This is a genomic window from Streptomyces sp. NPDC014734, assembly GCF_043083325.1.
Taxonomy (GTDB): domain Bacteria; phylum Actinomycetota; class Actinomycetes; order Streptomycetales; family Streptomycetaceae; genus Streptomyces.
Genome location: NZ_JBIBYN010000009.1, coordinates 247786 through 263027, shown reverse-complemented (window position 1 = coordinate 263027; position 15242 = coordinate 247786). Strand labels below are relative to the sequence as shown.

The window sequence follows — 15242 nt, the reverse complement described above, 5'->3', positions numbered from 1 at the left end:
CCCGCGCGACGCCGGAGCGCCCCGGAGCCCCCGGCGAGTCCGCCCGGGCAGATGAACCGCACACTCCACGGGATCCGGCCCCCGCCCCGCGTGGGCGGAACGGGCGCGTTCGAGGGCATGGCCCGGACGTCGGACGTCGGCGGGCGGGTGCCCAGCGTATTTCTGCTCCAGCAGCTTTCCCCCGGTGCAGTAGCTTGCCAAGGCCCCCTGGAACACGAACTGTCGCGCAGCGGAACGACCGGAGGAACTCCCATGCCCCGAGAGGCGCCGTACCTCGCAGTGGCCGACGTGCTGCGTACACGCATTCTCGCGGGGGAGTGGGAGATCGGGGAACGTCTGCCCGCTCGGGCACGCCTCGCCGAGGAGTACGCGGTCGGACGCAACGTCGTGCGGAGGGCCGTGGACCGTCTGATCGTCGACGGTCTCCTCGAAGGACGCGTGGGTTCGGGCACCTACGTCCGCACACCGCGCGAGCGCCTGCGGCTGGTCCGCTCGCGCCACCGCGAACGCCCGGGCGGCACCTCCCCGTTGTCCGGTACGGGGGAGCGGGGAAGAGCCGACGCCTGGGACGCGCACAGCCGGGTCCGCGTCCCCGCGCCCGAGGCGATCGCCGAGCGGCTGGCCATCGGCCCCGGGGACCTCTGCGTCTACACGCACTACGAGTTCCTGGCCGAGGGGCGGCCCGTCCAACTCTCCGAGTCCTGGGAGCCGATGGCCGTCACGGACGGAACACCGGTCGTGCTGCCCGAGAGGGGCCCCCTGGCGGGAAAGGGGGTGGTCGAGCGCATGCGCTCCATCGGTGTGGTCGTCGAGACCGTGGTCGAGGTGCCGCGTCCGGCCCGTGCGACCCCGGCCCAGGCGAACCTGCTGGGCATCGGGGTGGGGGATCTCGTGCTGCGGATCGAGCGGACCATCCTCGACACCGACGGACGTCCGGTGGAAACGGCCGACATGGTCATTCCGGACGCCTGTCGCGAAGTGGTCTACGAGTTCGGAGCCGACCGGCCGCGGCCGTCGGGACATGAGAGCGATGTTTCCGCACCGACCACAGAGGACTGACGTGTCAAAGGTCTCCCGCACCGGACTTCTGCGTGACCGGGACTTCGGGCGGCTGTTCGCCGCCACCGCCTTCGGCCAGCTGGGCGACCGCATCACCTTCCTGGCGTTGCCCCTGGTCGCCATCGTGGCCCTGAACGCCGACGAGTTGCAGGTCGGACTCCTGGCCGCGGCGACGACGGCGGGTTCACTCCTGGTCGGGCTGCCGGCGGGCGCGTGGGTGGATCGCGCGCGGAAACGAACGATGATGATCGGCACCGATCTCGCTCGTGCCCTGATGCTGGCGACGATACCCATGGCGTGGTGGGCGGACCTGCTCACCATCCGCTGGCTCTACGCGGTCGCGCTCGTCCATGGAGTGCTGACCGTCTTCTTCGACGTCGCCCACGTCAGCTGCCTGCCGCACGTCGTGGGACGCGGCCGACTGGTCGAGGGCAACGCGAGACTCTCGGCGGTGCGTTCGGTGACCAGTATCAGTGGCCCGGCGCTGGCGGGGCCCTTGATCGGTCTGGCCGGAGCCCCGGTGACACTGTGGGTGGGTTCGGCCGGGATGGCCGTGTCGGGGCTGCTCGCGGCCACCATGCGCACACGCGAACCGAAGCCCGGGCCGAACGAGCACCGGCGGCTGGGGCGGGAGATCAAGGAGGGGCTGAGGTTCGTTCTCCAGCACCCCGTACTGCGCGCGATCATGATGGGCGACGCGCTGTTCAATCTCTTCCTGGCCATGTATCAGGCCGTGTTGCTGGTCTTCCTGGAACGGGAACTGGGCATCCTGTCCCTCGGGATCGGCCTCATCCTGTCGGGGATGGGGTGCGGCGCGCTGCTGGGCGCGCTGTCGGCGACCGCGGTCTCGAAGCGGATCGGGCAGGGGCCCGCCATCTGGCTCGCGACACTGGTCACCTGTCCGGCGACCGTTCTGATGCCGATGGCGCGACCGGGGTGGGGCGTGTACGTGGCCGCGGCCGGACTCGCGGCACTCTCACTGGGCGGGGTCGTCCGTGTCGTGACCCAGGCGAGTCTTCAACAGGCCCTCACACCGGATCGGCTGCTGGGCCGGATGAGCGCGACCACCCGATTCGTGTCCTGGGGCGGAATCCCCCTCGGCGGGCTGCTGGGCGGGGTCTCGGGCTCCGTGTTCGGGACGGCGGCCACGCTGTGGGCCGGCGCGATCGGTATGACACTGAGCTTCCTGCCCAACTTCTTCTCGCCCCTTCGAACCATGCGCGCATTGCCCCCGGAACGCACCCCGACGCGCACACCGAGGTCCCCGGAAGTGCCGACGGGCGAGGCGGGCCCGGTCTGACGCCCGTCGTCCGCGGCGAGCCGGGGCGCGGGTACGGGGTACGACGCGTCCGATCCGCCGGTGGGCGGGCATGCGACCGTGAGCGTGCGGGACCATCTGCGTCAGGACCACGCAGCGGTCGCTCATCCGTCGCCGATCCCCCTCGGCGCACCGTCACGTCATCAAGGAGGGCCTGATGCCACCTTCCCCGTCCGCGCCACGGACCGCCTCCACACAGCGGACCGTCGCCGCCGTGCACGCCGCCCCGGTGTTCATGGACACCGGGGCGACCGTCGACAAGGTCGTCGGTTTCGTCGAACAGGCAGGCCGGGAGGGCATCGACCTCCTGGTGTTCCCCGAGACCTTCGTACCGGGCTACCCGTACTGGATCGAGGCGTACGCCCCGTTGGACCAGCAGGGCGCCAACGCCGCCTACGCCGGCGCCTCCGTCGAGGTGGCGGGACCGGAGGTCGCCCGGGTCCGGTCCGCGTGCCGCCGTGCCGGAGTCGGTACGGTCCTCGGGGTCAGCGAACGGCTCCCGGGGACCCGCACCTGTTTCAACAGCCAGGTCTTCATCGACCCCGACGGCAGCCTGCTCGGGGTGCACCGCAAGCTCCAGCCCACCTACGCCGAGCGGATCGTGTGGGCCCAGGGCGGCGGCTCGACGCTCAGCGTTTTCGACAGCGCGCTGGGCCGGATCGGCGGCCTCGCCTGCTGGGAGCACACCATGAACCTGGCCCGGCAGGCCCTGATCGCCCAGGGCCAGGAGATCCATGCGGCGGCCTGGCCCGGACTGTCCACCATGGCCGGTTTCGAGGCCGTCGCCGACATCCAGATCGACGCCATGATGAAGACCCACGCACTCACCGCGCAGACCTTCGTCGTCGCCGCGGGCAATCCGGTGGACGCGACGTGCCTGCGCTGGATGGAGTCGGCCATCGGTCCCCAGAAGCACATCGCCGAAGGCGGTGGCTGGTCGGCCGTGATCCACCCCTTCAACCAGTATCTGGCCGGACCGCACACCGGCCCGGAGGAGAGGCTCGTCACCGCCCGCGTCGACCTCGCCGATCTCGACGCCGTCAAGGTCTGGGTCGACTCCCGCGGCCACTACGCACGACCGGAGATCCTCGGCCTGCGCGTCGACCGCCGCCCGCTCTGGCACGACGAGGGCCACCGGGCGTGGCCCGCCGTCCCGGACCACGACATCGACCCGCCCGTGAGCGGAACCGACTGAACGCGGAGCACGGGCGGCACCCCGGGGACCGTCCGTCCGCCGTCCGCCGTCCGCCGTCCGCCGTCCGCCGGCCGGCGGCGGGCGGCGGGCGGAGGGTCAGACCGGCAGGCGCGGCACGCTCTCGACGAGCCGACGGGTGTACGGGTGCGCGGGAGCACCCAGTACCTGTGCGGTCCGGCCCTGCTCGACCAGGCGGCCACGCTCCAGTACCGCCGTGTGCTCGCACAGCGAGGCGACCACCGACAGGTCGTGGGAGACCATGACGAGCGTCAGACCGCGCTCCTCCTTCAACTCCTCGATCAGATCGACGACCTTCACCCGGGTCGTGACGTCGAGGGCGCTGACCGGCTCGTCGGCGAGCAGCACCCGCGGATCGCACACCGTCGCCCGGGCGATGGCGATGCGCTGGCGCTGCCCGCCGGAGAACTCGTGCGGATAGCGCCCCGCGGCGTCGGCCGGGAGACCGACCCCTTCCAGGGCCCGCGCCACCTTCGGAGCGGCGGTGGCCCGGGTGTCGAGGCCGAGGGAGCGCAACGGTTCGGACACGATGGCGCCGACGCGCCGACGCGGGTCCAGCGACGAGTACGGGTCCTGGAAGACGCACTGCACACCGCGCCTGAAGCGCCGCATCTGCTCGCGGTCGCGTGTCCTCAGCTCCTCGCCGTCGAACCGGACGGCACCGGCGACCGGCCGGGCGAGTCCGAGCAGCAGGCGCAGCAGCGTGGTCTTGCCCGCCCCCGACTCGCCGACGAGGGCGAGGCTCCGCCCGGCCCCGACGGCCAGGGAGATGTCCTCGACGACCGGCGAGGTGCGTCCCCCGTAGCCGAAGGAGACTCCGTCCAGCTCCAGTACGGGCGTCATCACGCGCTCCTCAGGTCCAGGGCCGATTCCAGCTGTCGCGCGCTCGTCACCAGCGTCCGGGTGTACTCCTCGCGCGGGGTGCGCACGATCCCGCGGACGTCGCCCTCCTCCACGGCCCGGCCGTCCTTCATGACGAGCACACGATCGGCGACCTTCGCGACGACCGCGAGGTCGTGGCTGACGAAGAGGATCGCCATGTCGCGTTCCCGCACCAGTGAGTCAAGGAGGTCGAGCATGTCGGACTGCACGGTCACGTCGAGCGCGGTGGTCGGCTCGTCCGCGATGAGCAGCTGCGGATCGCAGGCCAGCGCCATGGCGAGCGCGACGCGCTGGCGCTGTCCACCGGAGATCTCGTGCGGGAAGGCACGGGCGATGCGGTCGGGTTCGGGCAGCCGCACCCGCTCCAGGGCGTCCACGACGGCCCGTTTCAGCGCGGCGCCCCTCAGGCCGCGCCGCCTGCCCAGGGGTTCGGCGATCTGCCGGCCGACGCGCATCAGCGGGTCGAGCGCGGTGAGCGGCTCCTGGAAGACGATGGAGGCGTCCCGGCCGCGCACCTTCGTGAGCCGCCTCTCGTCCGCGCCCACGATCTGGGTGCCGGCGAGCTCGACACCGCCGGTGGCCGTCATGCCCTCGGGCAGCAGACCGAGCACGGCGAGGGTGGTCAGCGACTTCCCGGAACCCGATTCCCCGATGAGACCGAGTCGTTCACCGGGGGCCATGGTCAGTGAGAGGCCGTCGACGAGGACCCGACCCTGTGCGGTGCGGACCGTGAGGTCGCGTACGTCGAGGATGTTCACGCGCGCCTCCGCCGGGTCGCGGGATCGAGGGTGTCGCGCAGCCCGTCGGCGACGAGGTTCACGCCGATGACGAGCAGGACGAGCAGGATGCCGGGGGCCAGGGCGCCCGCCGGTGCCGTGGTGAAGGTGGCCTGTGCCTCCTGGAGCATGCGGCCCCACGAGGCGTTCGGCGGCGGCGCCCCCAGGCCCAGGTAGGACAGGCCTGCCTCGGCGAGTACCGCGAGCCCGAACTGGAGCGCGAGGTTCACCACGAGCGTCGGCCAGATGTTGGGCAGCACGTGGCCGACCACGGTCCTGGGCCACGACGTCCCCGAGGTGCGGGCCGCCGTGATGTAGTCCTGCGCCAGGACCCGTTTGACCAGGATGCGCACCAGCCGGGCCACGACCGCGCTCTGCGCGAGGCCGATCGCCAGCACGGCGGAGCCCAGCGTGGCCGAACGGGCGGCGACGATCAGCATCGCCAGCAACAGCGTCGGGAAGGCGATCAGGATGTCCAGGAACGCGGAGACCGTGTCGTCGAGCCAGCCCTGCGCGAACGCGGCGAGGACGCCCAGGACGCCGCCGAGCGCGGCCGCGATGAGCACCGAGCCCAGACCGGCCTCGAAGGCGATGCGGGAGCCGGTCATGAGCTGGGTGAGCAGATCGCGGCCGAGCTTGTCGGTGCCGAGCAGGTGATCGGCGCCCGGGCTCGTGAGCCGTCCGCCGGACGTGTCGTCGGTGGCGTACGGGAGCCAGAACAGCGAGACCAGGGCGACCACGGCGATCAGACCGGTCAGCGCGCAGCCGGTCACCAGCGTGTACGAACGCCTCGGCCGCCTCGCGGACCTCGTTCCTGTCGGGTGCTCGGTCGGGTTCATGTGCTCCGTCGCGTTCGTGGACGGGGCCGGTACCGGGGACGTCACCGGGCACCTCCGGAGAGCCTGCCGCGCAGCCGGGGATCGACGATCCGCTGGACGAGGTCGGCGACGAAGCCGATGACCAGCACCGAGAGGGTGGAGACGAACAGCACGCCCTGGATCACCGGGTAGTCGTGCTGCGCGATGCCGGTGGCCAGCAGGGAGCCGAGCCCCGGCAGGGCGTACACGGACTCCACGACCACGGCCCCCAGCAGTGTGGACGCCAGTTCGATGCCGAGGATCGAGATCACCGGCACGGAGGCGTTGCGCAGTCCGTGCCGCCACATGGCCTGTCCGAACGAAGCGCCCATGGCCCGCGCGGTGCGCAGGTAGTCGCTGCCCAGCACGTCGAGCACGGCCGATCTGACGTAACGGGTCAGTGAGGCACTCATCACGAGCGCGATGGTGATCACGGGCAGGGCCAGCGAACGGATCGCCTCGGCGGGTTGTGCCCAGCCGTCCGGTGGGAAGCCGCCCGCCGGCAGCCAGCCGGCGTTCAGGGCGAAGACGGCGATGAGGATCATCCCGAGCCAGAACACCGGTACGGCGATGCCGAGTTGGGACACCCCGTTGAGCAGTGAGCCGTACCAGGTCCGGCGCCGGTGCGCGGCGACGAACCCGACCGGGACGGCGATGAGCACCGCCAGGACGAACGAGGCCAGCGTGAGCGGGACCGTGACGTTCAGCCGGGAGGTGATCTCGGGCCCGACCGGCAGCGAGCTGACGAACGACGCACCGAGGTCACCACTGGCAAGCTGTCCGATCCAGTGCGTGAACTGTTCGGGCAGCGGCCGGTCGGAACCGATGGAGTGCCGTGCAGCGGCGATCTGTTCGGCGTCGGCGCCCACCGAGGTGAGCGCGTTGGCCGGGTCGCCCGGCAGCATCCGCAGCAGCGCGAACAGGACCACGCTCGCCAGCGCCAACGACACCAGAAGGAAGGCGAGGCGGCGCAGCAGGTACCGGCCCATCAGCCCTTCTTGATGTCGTAGGCGAAGAACTGGGAGTTCAGGCCGTTGACCGGGTAGCCGGACAGCTTGCTGTTCGCCACGACGATCTGCGGGTAGAGGTACAGCCAGTCGCTGGCGGCGTCCTCGGCGGTCTTGCGGTTGACCTTCTTGAGGAGTTCGGTCTGCTCGGCGGTGCTGGACGCCTGCTCGGCCTCCTCGACCCACCGGGAGACCTGCTTGTCGTCGTAACCCCAGTAGAAGTCGGGGTTGCCGTACCAGACGAGGTCGCGGTCGTTGACGTGTTCCTGGAGCGTGGCCGTGAAGTCGTGGTTCTTGTAGACCTTCGTGTACCACTCGTCCGGAGTGATGGTGTTGATCTTCACGGTGACGCCGACCTTGGCCAGCTCGGACTTGATGAAGGTCGCCGCGGTCGGGTGCGGGTCGTAGTTCGGGGTGTCGAGCGTGAAGGAGAAGCCCTTCGCGTATCCGGCCTCGGCGAGCAGCTTCTTGGCGCGCGCGGTGTCGTACGCGTTGACGCCGGTGAGGTCCTCGTACCACGGGTCGGTGGGCGGGACCATGGAGCCGATGGGCTTGCCGTAGCCGCCCCAGACGGATTCCAGCAGCTTCTTGTCGTCGATGGCGGCGGAGACCGCCTGCCGGACCTTGACGTCGGTGAACGGCTTGGCCCGGTCGTTGAACGCCAGGAGCAGCTTGGTCGTCGAGTTGCCGTCGGTGACCTTGTAGTTCGCGTTGTTCTTGAACTGTTCGAGGGAGTCGGGCGACTGCTCGCTGGTGACGACGTCCACCGCGTTGGTCAGCAGGGCGTTGTTGAGCGCCGTGGCGTCCTTGTAGTAGTGGAAGACGACCTGCTTGTTGGCGGCGGCGTCGCCCCAGTAGCCGTCGAACCGGGTCAGCCCCAGGGCCGACCCGCGGGTCCACTTGTTCAGCTTGTACGGCCCGGTGCCGTCCTCGGTCGTCCTGAGGTCCTTCGCCCCGGAGTTGATGATCCACACGTAGGAGAGGTTGTAGACGAAGGAGATCGACTTCTTGGAGAGCCGGACCTCGACCGTGTGCGCGTCGGGCGCCGTCACGGACTTGATGACTTCGAGGTTGCTCTTGCGCGCGGACTGGGAGTCCTTCGCGATCACCCGCTCCAGGCTGTACTTGACGTCCTGGCCGGTGAGCGCCTTGCCGCTGTGGAACTTCACTCCGTCGCGCAGGGTGAAGGTGTACGTGAGTCCGTCGCCGGACACCTTGTAGTCCTGGGCGAGCAGCTTCTCGACCTTGCCCTCGTCGGTGAGCCGGAAGAGCCCCTCGTAGACGTTGCCGTTGAGCGCCTCGGTGACGCCCTGGCCGCCGCCCGCGGTGTTGTCGAGGTTCTGCGGCTCGTAGAGCGAGCCGATGTTGACCGTGGCGTCCTTGCCGCTGCCGCCCGCGGACGTGCCGCCGCTGCCGGAGCCGCCGCCGCAGGCCGTGAGGGTCAGGGCGAGGACGGCGGCGGTCGCTCCGCCGTAGAGGGAGGTCTTCTTGATGCTCATGGCAAGTGCGTGCTTTCGTGCTGCGGGGGCGGGAACGCGGGGACGATTCGGTACCCGGGCGGATCAGTGCTGTGCGGGGAAGCCGTCGCGGAAGACAGGCCGCTTCTCGCCTGCCGTCACGGGCAGGTGGAAACGATTCTGCTGCGGCGGCATCGGACAGTTGTACTGGTCGGAGAAGCCGCAGGGCGGGACGAAGGACCGGTTGAAGTCGAGAAGGACCCGGCCTTCGCCGGTGCGGGTGACGAAGAGGAAGCGTCCGGCGCCGTAGGTGGTGTCGCCGTTGGTCGGATCCCCGAAGACGAGCAACAGGGTGCCGTCGTCGTCGAAGGCGCTCAGTGTGTAGTCCCGGCCGCCGAGGGTCAGCTCGATGTCTCCCGGCACGACGAGGTCACGGGTGCCGCCGTTGTCCCGGATGTGCTCGAATCCGACCCGCCTGGCGCCCGGCACCGGCGTGTACGTGGCCTCCAGCACCCAGGCCGGGTCGTACGGGAAGACGTCCGTACGGTCGAAGTGCCGGACGGCGGCGGACCGCGCGTCCCAGAAGCGCAGTCCGTATTCGGGTGCGCCGGTGACGGCGTCGGTGCGCTCGACCGCGGTGACGGTGACGGAGTCCGGCTGTCCCGCCGCGGCCGCCGCGGGGTCGGGGCGCTCACCGGGCGGGGCCCAGCGGGTCTCGACGAGCGCGAGGTTCCCGGTGGCCGAGGTGACCGAGCGTCGCCGCTCGGCACGCCACGCCTCCCAGGCCGCGGCGGGCTCGGCGGGCTGTTCGGGGACTTCGGCGGCGTGCGACACGGTTCGACTCATTCACCTAGGTGTTCATCGGCTGCCACGCCTCGAATGTCACGATGCGTGAGCTTAAGCCCAAAGGGTCTTCTTTATCTTCCATAAGGAGCGCTAATGTCAAATTTGACTGCATAGTGAGACCGGGCGGACGGCGGCGGGGGACGCCCCGGTCCGGGCCGCCCCGGCCCGGACCGGGGCGGCACCGCGGGAGCGGTCGTCCTCGGAGATCTCGGTGAGCGTGCCCGAAACGTCATCCGAGCGGTGGTCCGGCCTCGGCGACCCAGGAGCGGGCCCATGACGTCAGCTTCCGGTCGCTCAGGGTGTCGACCCACAGGTCGGCCCGTTCCGCCGTCCGTCCGGTGGGGTGCGGGCCGACGCCCAGTACGCGCAGGCCGGCGCCGCGCGCCGACTCGATGCCAGTGAGGGAGTCCTCGACCGCCAGCGCCTCCCGGGGCCGGACCCCGCAGAGCTTCGCCGCGGCCGCGTAGACATCCGGCCGGGGCTTGGGGCGCAAGGAGCCGCCGGCGACGACGATGTGATCGAAGTGGCCCAGCAGCCCGGCCCGCCGCAGGCAGGACTCCACGACTTCCAGCGGGCAGTTGCTGGCGACGGCGAGCGGCAGGTGGCGCGTCGTCATCCCGACCAGCGCCGCCGCGCCCGGCATGGTGACGGGATCCGCGTCGACGAGTGCCATGAAGTGCCTCAGGAGCGCGTGGGTCATGTCGTAGGTGAGCTCGGGTTTCCCGGTCTCCCGAGCCATGAGACTCCCGCACTCGGTGTAGTGCACGCCCTGGGCGCGCGCCGCGAAACCGAGCGGCGGCCTGAGGCCGAACTCGCGGAACACATGGTTGCGGGCGTCCTGCCAGTGGCGTTCGGTGTCCATCAGGGTTCCGTCGCAATCGAAGACGATGGCGGCGGGGGACCAGGTGAGAATGGAATGATCTGTCATTTCTCTGCCGTTCTCGAAGAGCGTGCCGTCCCGGGCCGATGGCGCATCGCTGATGTCCCGGACTCCGGGGGAGGCGCGCTGAACTGTCGGGAATGGGATTCCGGCGGCCTTCGGCGGCCGCGTGCGGAGGTGGTCGATTTGCCTCCGCGGGGCCCGTCGACGCGGAAATCGTCCGCCTCATCGGCGACGGGCCGGAAACATCGTGCCGACTACGTTAATTTCGCGGCGGAGCGAGGGGCAATCACTACTTCGAGTGTTTTGCGGCAGCGCGGTCGCACTCCGGGCGTGAACCACGGAGTGGGCCGGGGCGCGGGCATGCGGCGTCGACCGGCTGTCCAGCCTGGTTCTTTGGCCGGTGTGCCGAGAGATGGTGAGCGTTTCCAGGTGGCGGTGTGGCGGACTTGTGTGCGACGCCGCTCGAAACGACGGCGGAATTCCCCGATGCACTCACGCGCACGCGGTCGAAGAATCATAAAATCGCTGCACGGTACGGCTTGATGGCACCGTCATGCGCGGGTGCACTACCGCTTTGCGCCCTGTGCGTCGCATGAGATATCGAAGGTGGAACATACGTGCAGGACAGGGCGCGAACGACACGGAGAAATCTCCTGGAAGCCGCGGCGCATCTCTTCGTCGAACGGGGATACGTGGGAACGAGCGTCAACGACATAAGCGCCCGCTCGGGGAAGACAAGTGGGGCCATCTATTTCCACTACTCCAGCAAGGAGAAGCTCGCCCTCGCGGTGGTGCGCGAGCAGTTCGCCGCGTGGCCGCAACTGACCCCGCGCTACACGGCGTCGGACGTTCCGCCGCTCGAAAGGCTCGTCGCCCTGAGCTTCGAGATCGCCAGGGTCCTGTGCCAGGACGTCACGGCCCGCGCGGGCGCCCGCCTGTGGGCAGAGCGCCGCAGCATCGACGCGGTCGTTCCCACGCCGTTCGCGGCATGGACGACGGCGGCCACCCGGCTGCTCGCCGATGCCCGGACCCGGGGGGAACTCGCCGCGGGTGTCGAGCCGTCGGGCACCGCCCCGGCACTGGTGGGTGCCTTCTTCGGTCTGTACAGCCTCACCTGCGAGACGGCGGGGGAGACGGAATTCGCGGTGCGGCTCGACCAGTGGTGGCGTCTCGTTCTGAACGCGCTCCAGGCGCGACCGGACCCGGCGGCCCTGATCGCACGGGCGCGGGCCCGGATCCGGTGAGCGCGCGGGGGCTTCGCCCACCGTCCCCGACGGGGAGGGGGCGGACCGGGCGTTGCGCGGCGCACCCCCGTGAGGTCCGGGCCCGCTCCGGCGTCCGTGCGGGTGCCGCCCCTGGGTCAGGGCGTTCCGCGGGTCGGCGCGTGGGCGGCGCGATGCATCTCCCGCAGGCGGTCGGCCAGGGCCGGTACGGGCCCCCGGACGACGAGGTCCGGCACCACCTCGCGGACCGGCAGCGGACGCACCGGGGACGACGGGAGTCCCATCTCGGCCAGCCACTGCGTCAGCTGGTCGGCGGAGTGGGCGTAGACGATGCGGCCGAGACCGACCCAGCCGTGGGCGGCCGCGCACATGGGGCAGTGTTCACCGGAGGTGAAGACCGTCGCCGCGGCCCGCTGCGACGCCGTGAGCCGGGCCGCGGCCCAGCGCGCCAGTTCGAACTCCGGGTGCCGGGTGCTGTCCCCGAGGCCGCGCACCCGGTTGCGGTCCTCGGCGAGCAGCCGGCCGTCGCCGCTCACCAGGACGGAGCCGAAGGGCTCGTCCCCCGCCCGCAGCGCCTCCTCCGCCAGTTCCACGGCCCTCTCCAGGTACCGGTGTTCCGTGTCGGTAAGTTCGACGGATGACAAGGGTCTCTCCTCACGTGTGCGGGGCCGGGCCCGCGTCCCGGCCGCGATCCGTACGGCGTCGCGGGTGCGGGCGACCGGAACCACCGCGGCGGGCCGGAGGCGGCCGTGGTGGTTCCGGCCCGCCGCAACGGGTCGGACGTACCGTCAGAAAGGCTTGGTCGGCAGGTACTTGCCGTCCAGGGTGATGATCGCGCGCTCGCCGCCCTCGGGGTCGGCGACCTTCTTCACGTCCAGCCTGAAGTTGATCGCGCTGATGATGCCGTCGCCGAACTGTTCGTGGACGAGGGCCTTGAGGGTGGTGCCGTAGACCTGGAGCATCTCGTAGAAGCGGTAGATCGTCGGGTCGGTGGGGACGCCGCCGGGAATCGAACCGCGGGTCGGGATGGTCCGGAGCAGCATCGCCGCCTCGTCGTCCAGGCCCAGCAGTTCGGCGACCGCCTCGGCGGACTTCTCCGGCAGCGCGTGCTGGCCGAGGACGGCGGCGGTGACGAACGCCACCGACAGTCCGGCCGCGTCGGCGATCTGCTGCCAGGTCAGGTCCTTGCGGATCTTGGCCTCGACGGCCGCGACGGCGAGGGTCTCACGGGCGGTGGGGTCGAACTGGGCGTGCGGCATGGAGGGGTTCCTTTCGGTGGCACCGGACGGGAGGGTCCGGTGAGTTCTTCGGCGGACGTCAGGCCGCGGCCGCGGCCGGGTGGACCGTGTCGATGGATCCGGTCGCGATGTCGAACACCCAGCCGCGCAGGGCGAGCGTCCGGCGGGCCAGGGCGCGGGCGATCGAGGGATGAGTGGTCAGGTTCCGTACCTGCGCGGCCACATTGGCGCGCACCAGGTTCGCCAGTTCGGAGGAGCCCGGGGGCACGGGGACGGCCGACGCGCGGGCGCGGGCTGCGTCCGCGTGCCGCAGCCAGCCGGCGACCACCGGTGCGGCGCTGAGATCGTGCTCCTCGACCAGGGCGGTCATGGCGCCGCAGCCGGAGTGGCCGCAGACGACGACGTCACGGACGCCCAGCACGGCGACGGCGTACTCGATGCTCGCCGCGACGCCGTCGGGCCCCGAGCCGTGGGCGGGGACCAGATTGCCGGCGGTCCGGACGACGAACAGCTCGCCCGGTTCGCTCTGCGTGATCATCTCCGGCACCACGCGGGCGTCGGAGCAGCCGATGAACAGGGTCCTCGGCCGGTGCGTCGTGGCCAGGCGGGCGAACAGCTCGGCCCTGGCGGGAAAGACATCGCGTCGGAAACGCTCGGGGCCGTCGGTGATGTCGTGCACGGCCACTCCCTTCGGTGTTCGTCGGCCCGGCGGGCTGACGTGTTCCACCATGCATGAGCTGGAGCTATAGAGTCCAAGTCTTGTTATCCATAGATCACATTGATGTCACCTATAGGTGGATCGCGTGACGTCCGCGCCCGGACGCGACCGGCGGGCATAGGCGGCGGAGGGTGTTCGCGCGAGGAGCGATCGGCAGGATCTATGCTGCGGGCATGGGCCCGGAACTGCGTCACCTCCGCTACCTCATCGCCGTGGCCGAGCACGGCAGCTTCACGCGGGCCGCCGATGAACTGCGCATCTCGCAGCCGACGCTGTCGCAGCAGATCAAGCAGCTGGAGCGGGTGGTCGGCGCCCAGTTGCTCGACCGGAGCGGACGGGGCGTCCGCCCGACCGACGCGGGCGAGGTCTACGTGCGCCACGCGCGGCGCGCGCTCGGCGAGCTGGCGGCGGCCGACCGCGCCGTGCTCGATGTCGCCGACCTCTCGCGCGGACACCTGCGCCTGGCGATGACGCCGACCTTCGTCGCCTACCTCGTCGGCCCGCTCGCGCGGGAACTCCACACCCGTCACCCGGGGGTCACCCTGGAGGTGCGGGAGATGACGCAGGACCGCATCGAGGCAGGTCTCCTCGCCGACGAGCTGGACATCGGCATCGCCTTCGAGGGGGACCACCTGTCCGGCATCGCGTCGGCGCCGCTGTTCACCGAGAGCCTCGGCCTGGTCGTCAGCGCCCACGGCTCCGAGGCGAGAGCCGGGCGGCCGGTTCCGGTGCGTGAGCTTTCCCGGCAGCAACTCGCCCTTCTCAGCAGCGACTTCGCCACCCGCGGCCACATCGACGACTACTTCGCGCGCCATCGCGTCAGTCCGCCGATCGTCGTGGAGGCCAACAGCGTCCAGGCGCTCACGGAGATCGTGCAGCGCACCGGCCCGCTGGCGACCGTGCTGCCCGGCGCGATCACGGACGACCATCCCCATCTCGTCCCCGTTCCGGTCGACCCCCCGCTGCCCACCCGCGTCGTCGAACTGCTGCGCAGGGAGAGCGGCTACGAGAGTGCCGCCGCACGCGCCTTCACCCGGCTGGCGCACGACCTGGTCCGGGAACGCGGCTACGCCCCGGCCGGTCCGCGGCGCGGCCGACTGGTGGGAGAATGACGGCATGACATCCCCTGACGCCTTCGAGCCCGAATCGGAGCGGGTCACACGACAGTTGCGCGACGAGATCGTCGACGGGGTGCGCGCGCCGGGCAGCAAGCTCGTCGAGCGCGAACTCGCCGCGGAACTCGGGGTGAGCCGACTGCCCGTCCGGGAGGCGCTGAGGGCGTTGGTGACCGAGGGGCTGGTGACTCCGCGGCCACGGACCTGGGCCGTGGTGCGGGAGTTCACGCCGACCGACATCGCGGACCTCGACGAGGTCCGGTCGGGCCTGGAGACCCTGACGTTCCGGCTCGCCGCGCAGCGGCGTACCCGTGCCGGACTGGCGAAGCTCCGGGCGGATCTCGACGCCGAACTGGCGGCGGCGCGCGAGGGCGACGCCGTGCGGGCGCGGCGGGCCGCGGCCGACTTCCACGAGACGGTGGCGACGCTGGCGGACAACGCGCTCCTCGACGAGCTGGGGGGCACGCTGCGCAGCAGGATGCGCTGGCTGCTGGGGCAGCACGACGACCTGGTGGCAGTCGCCGAGGAGCACGCGGAACTGTACGAGGCGATCGCCGAGCGGGACGTCTCGCGGGTCGAGGCGCTGGTGACGAAGCACCTGGCGACGAGCCGTTCCGCCGTCCGCCGGAAGCGGCCCCGGGACTGAGGGC

At 70.9% G+C, this 15242-nt stretch carries 16 protein-coding genes; 6 read left to right on the top strand and 10 right to left on the bottom strand.

The window, feature by feature from the left end; genetic code table 11:
* Positions 1 to 252 precede the first annotated feature (252 nt).
* The 3 genes from ACF1CT_RS17465 (at position 253) to ACF1CT_RS17455 (ending at position 3572) form a co-directional block, all read left to right on the top strand.
* On the top strand, positions 253 to 1059 hold the full coding sequence (locus ACF1CT_RS17465; RefSeq protein WP_391784714.1) for a GntR family transcriptional regulator: 807 nt from the start codon (positions 253 to 255) through the stop codon (positions 1057 to 1059).
* Between the two features lies 1 nt (position 1060).
* Positions 1061 to 2359 (top strand): MFS transporter, encoded by a 1299-nt coding sequence (locus tag ACF1CT_RS17460; protein ID WP_391784713.1) that lies wholly within the window; start codon positions 1061 to 1063, stop codon positions 2357 to 2359.
* Between the two features lie 175 nt (positions 2360 to 2534).
* On the top strand, positions 2535 to 3572 hold the full coding sequence (locus tag ACF1CT_RS17455) for a carbon-nitrogen hydrolase family protein (RefSeq protein ID WP_391784712.1): 1038 nt from the start codon (positions 2535 to 2537) through the stop codon (positions 3570 to 3572).
* 96 nt (positions 3573 to 3668) lie between these two features.
* Here the strand turns inward: ACF1CT_RS17455 and ACF1CT_RS17450 are convergent, their stop codons facing one another.
* The 7 genes from ACF1CT_RS17450 to ACF1CT_RS17420 form a co-directional block, all read right to left on the bottom strand.
* Positions 3669 to 4433 (bottom strand): ABC transporter ATP-binding protein, encoded by a 765-nt coding sequence (locus tag ACF1CT_RS17450; RefSeq protein ID WP_391784711.1) that lies wholly within the window; start codon positions 4431 to 4433, stop codon positions 3669 to 3671.
* Positions 4433 to 5230, bottom strand: a complete 798-nt coding sequence (locus ACF1CT_RS17445) for an ATP-binding cassette domain-containing protein (RefSeq protein ID WP_391784710.1) — start codon at positions 5228 to 5230, stop codon at positions 4433 to 4435. The genes ACF1CT_RS17450 and ACF1CT_RS17445 overlap by 1 nt, the downstream gene beginning before the upstream one ends.
* Positions 5227 to 6087 (bottom strand): ABC transporter permease, encoded by an 861-nt coding sequence (locus tag ACF1CT_RS17440; protein ID WP_391784709.1) that lies wholly within the window; start codon positions 6085 to 6087, stop codon positions 5227 to 5229. The genes ACF1CT_RS17445 and ACF1CT_RS17440 overlap by 4 nt, the downstream gene beginning before the upstream one ends.
* A 41-nt stretch (positions 6088 to 6128) precedes the next feature.
* Positions 6129 to 7094, bottom strand: coding sequence for an ABC transporter permease (locus ACF1CT_RS17435; RefSeq protein WP_391784708.1), 966 nt, complete (start codon positions 7092 to 7094; stop codon positions 6129 to 6131).
* Positions 7094 to 8611, bottom strand: coding sequence for an ABC transporter substrate-binding protein (locus ACF1CT_RS17430; RefSeq protein WP_391784707.1), 1518 nt, complete (start codon positions 8609 to 8611; stop codon positions 7094 to 7096). The genes ACF1CT_RS17435 and ACF1CT_RS17430 overlap by 1 nt, the downstream gene beginning before the upstream one ends.
* Before the next feature lie 63 nt (positions 8612 to 8674).
* A complete protein-coding gene (locus tag ACF1CT_RS17425; RefSeq protein ID WP_391784706.1) occupies positions 8675 to 9415 on the bottom strand; it encodes a DUF1684 domain-containing protein in 741 nt (246 codons plus the stop codon).
* A 229-nt stretch (positions 9416 to 9644) separates the two neighbouring features.
* Positions 9645 to 10343, bottom strand: a complete 699-nt coding sequence (locus ACF1CT_RS17420; RefSeq protein WP_391784705.1) for an HAD family hydrolase — start codon at positions 10341 to 10343, stop codon at positions 9645 to 9647.
* A gap of 572 nt (positions 10344 to 10915) precedes the next feature.
* On the opposite strand from ACF1CT_RS17420, the gene ACF1CT_RS17415 reads away from it, so the two are divergent.
* Positions 10916 to 11542, top strand: coding sequence for a ScbR family autoregulator-binding transcription factor (locus tag ACF1CT_RS17415; protein ID WP_391784704.1), 627 nt, complete (start codon positions 10916 to 10918; stop codon positions 11540 to 11542).
* 116 nt (positions 11543 to 11658) lie between these two features.
* Here the strand turns inward: ACF1CT_RS17415 and ACF1CT_RS17410 are convergent, their stop codons facing one another.
* The 3 genes from ACF1CT_RS17410 to ACF1CT_RS17400 form a co-directional block, all read right to left on the bottom strand.
* Positions 11659 to 12165, bottom strand: coding sequence for a nucleoside deaminase (locus ACF1CT_RS17410; protein WP_391784703.1), 507 nt, complete (start codon positions 12163 to 12165; stop codon positions 11659 to 11661).
* 144 nt (positions 12166 to 12309) lie between these two features.
* Positions 12310 to 12780: a cyanase gene (gene cynS, locus ACF1CT_RS17405; protein WP_391784702.1), complete on the bottom strand. Its 471-nt coding sequence runs from the start codon at positions 12778 to 12780 to the stop codon at positions 12310 to 12312.
* Positions 12781 to 12838: 58 nt separating this feature from the next.
* Positions 12839 to 13438: a carbonic anhydrase gene (locus ACF1CT_RS17400; RefSeq protein ID WP_391784701.1), complete on the bottom strand. Its 600-nt coding sequence runs from the start codon at positions 13436 to 13438 to the stop codon at positions 12839 to 12841.
* Positions 13439 to 13650: 212 nt separating this feature from the next.
* On the opposite strand from ACF1CT_RS17400, the gene cynR reads away from it, so the two are divergent.
* Together cynR and ACF1CT_RS17390 are read left to right on the top strand one after the other, a co-directional pair.
* Positions 13651 to 14589 carry a transcriptional regulator CynR gene (cynR, locus tag ACF1CT_RS17395; protein WP_391784700.1) on the top strand — a complete coding sequence of 313 codons (939 nt, stop codon included), beginning with the start codon at positions 13651 to 13653 and terminating at the stop codon, positions 14587 to 14589.
* A 4-nt stretch (positions 14590 to 14593) separates the two neighbouring features.
* The gene (locus ACF1CT_RS17390; protein ID WP_391784699.1) at positions 14594 to 15238 is read left to right on the top strand and encodes a GntR family transcriptional regulator; all 645 of its coding nucleotides are present in this window, start codon (positions 14594 to 14596) and stop codon (positions 15236 to 15238) included.
* Positions 15239 to 15242: the final 4 nt, after the last annotated feature.

Excerpts from the sequence above, each read along its gene's own strand:
- ACF1CT_RS17465 (WP_391784714.1), top strand. The coding sequence starts at position 253 with ATGCCCCGAGAGGCGCCGTACCTCGCAGTGGCCGACGTGCTGCGTACA.
- ACF1CT_RS17455 (WP_391784712.1), top strand. The coding sequence starts at position 2,535 with ATGCCACCTTCCCCGTCCGCGCCACGGACCGCCTCCACACAGCGGACC.
- ACF1CT_RS17450 (WP_391784711.1), bottom strand. The coding sequence starts at position 4,433 with ATGACGCCCGTACTGGAGCTGGACGGAGTCTCCTTCGGCTACGGGGGA.
- ACF1CT_RS17440 (WP_391784709.1), bottom strand. The coding sequence starts at position 6,087 with ATGAACCCGACCGAGCACCCGACAGGAACGAGGTCCGCGAGGCGGCCG.
- ACF1CT_RS17435 (WP_391784708.1), bottom strand. The coding sequence starts at position 7,094 with ATGGGCCGGTACCTGCTGCGCCGCCTCGCCTTCCTTCTGGTGTCGTTG.
- ACF1CT_RS17430 (WP_391784707.1), bottom strand. The coding sequence starts at position 8,611 with ATGAGCATCAAGAAGACCTCCCTCTACGGCGGAGCGACCGCCGCCGTC.
- ACF1CT_RS17425 (WP_391784706.1), bottom strand. The coding sequence starts at position 9,415 with ATGAGTCGAACCGTGTCGCACGCCGCCGAAGTCCCCGAACAGCCCGCC.
- ACF1CT_RS17420 (WP_391784705.1), bottom strand. The coding sequence starts at position 10,343 with ATGACAGATCATTCCATTCTCACCTGGTCCCCCGCCGCCATCGTCTTC.
- cynS (WP_391784702.1), bottom strand. The coding sequence starts at position 12,780 with ATGCCGCACGCCCAGTTCGACCCCACCGCCCGTGAGACCCTCGCCGTC.
- cynR (WP_391784700.1), top strand. The coding sequence starts at position 13,651 with ATGGGCCCGGAACTGCGTCACCTCCGCTACCTCATCGCCGTGGCCGAG.
- ACF1CT_RS17390 (WP_391784699.1), top strand. The coding sequence starts at position 14,594 with ATGACATCCCCTGACGCCTTCGAGCCCGAATCGGAGCGGGTCACACGA.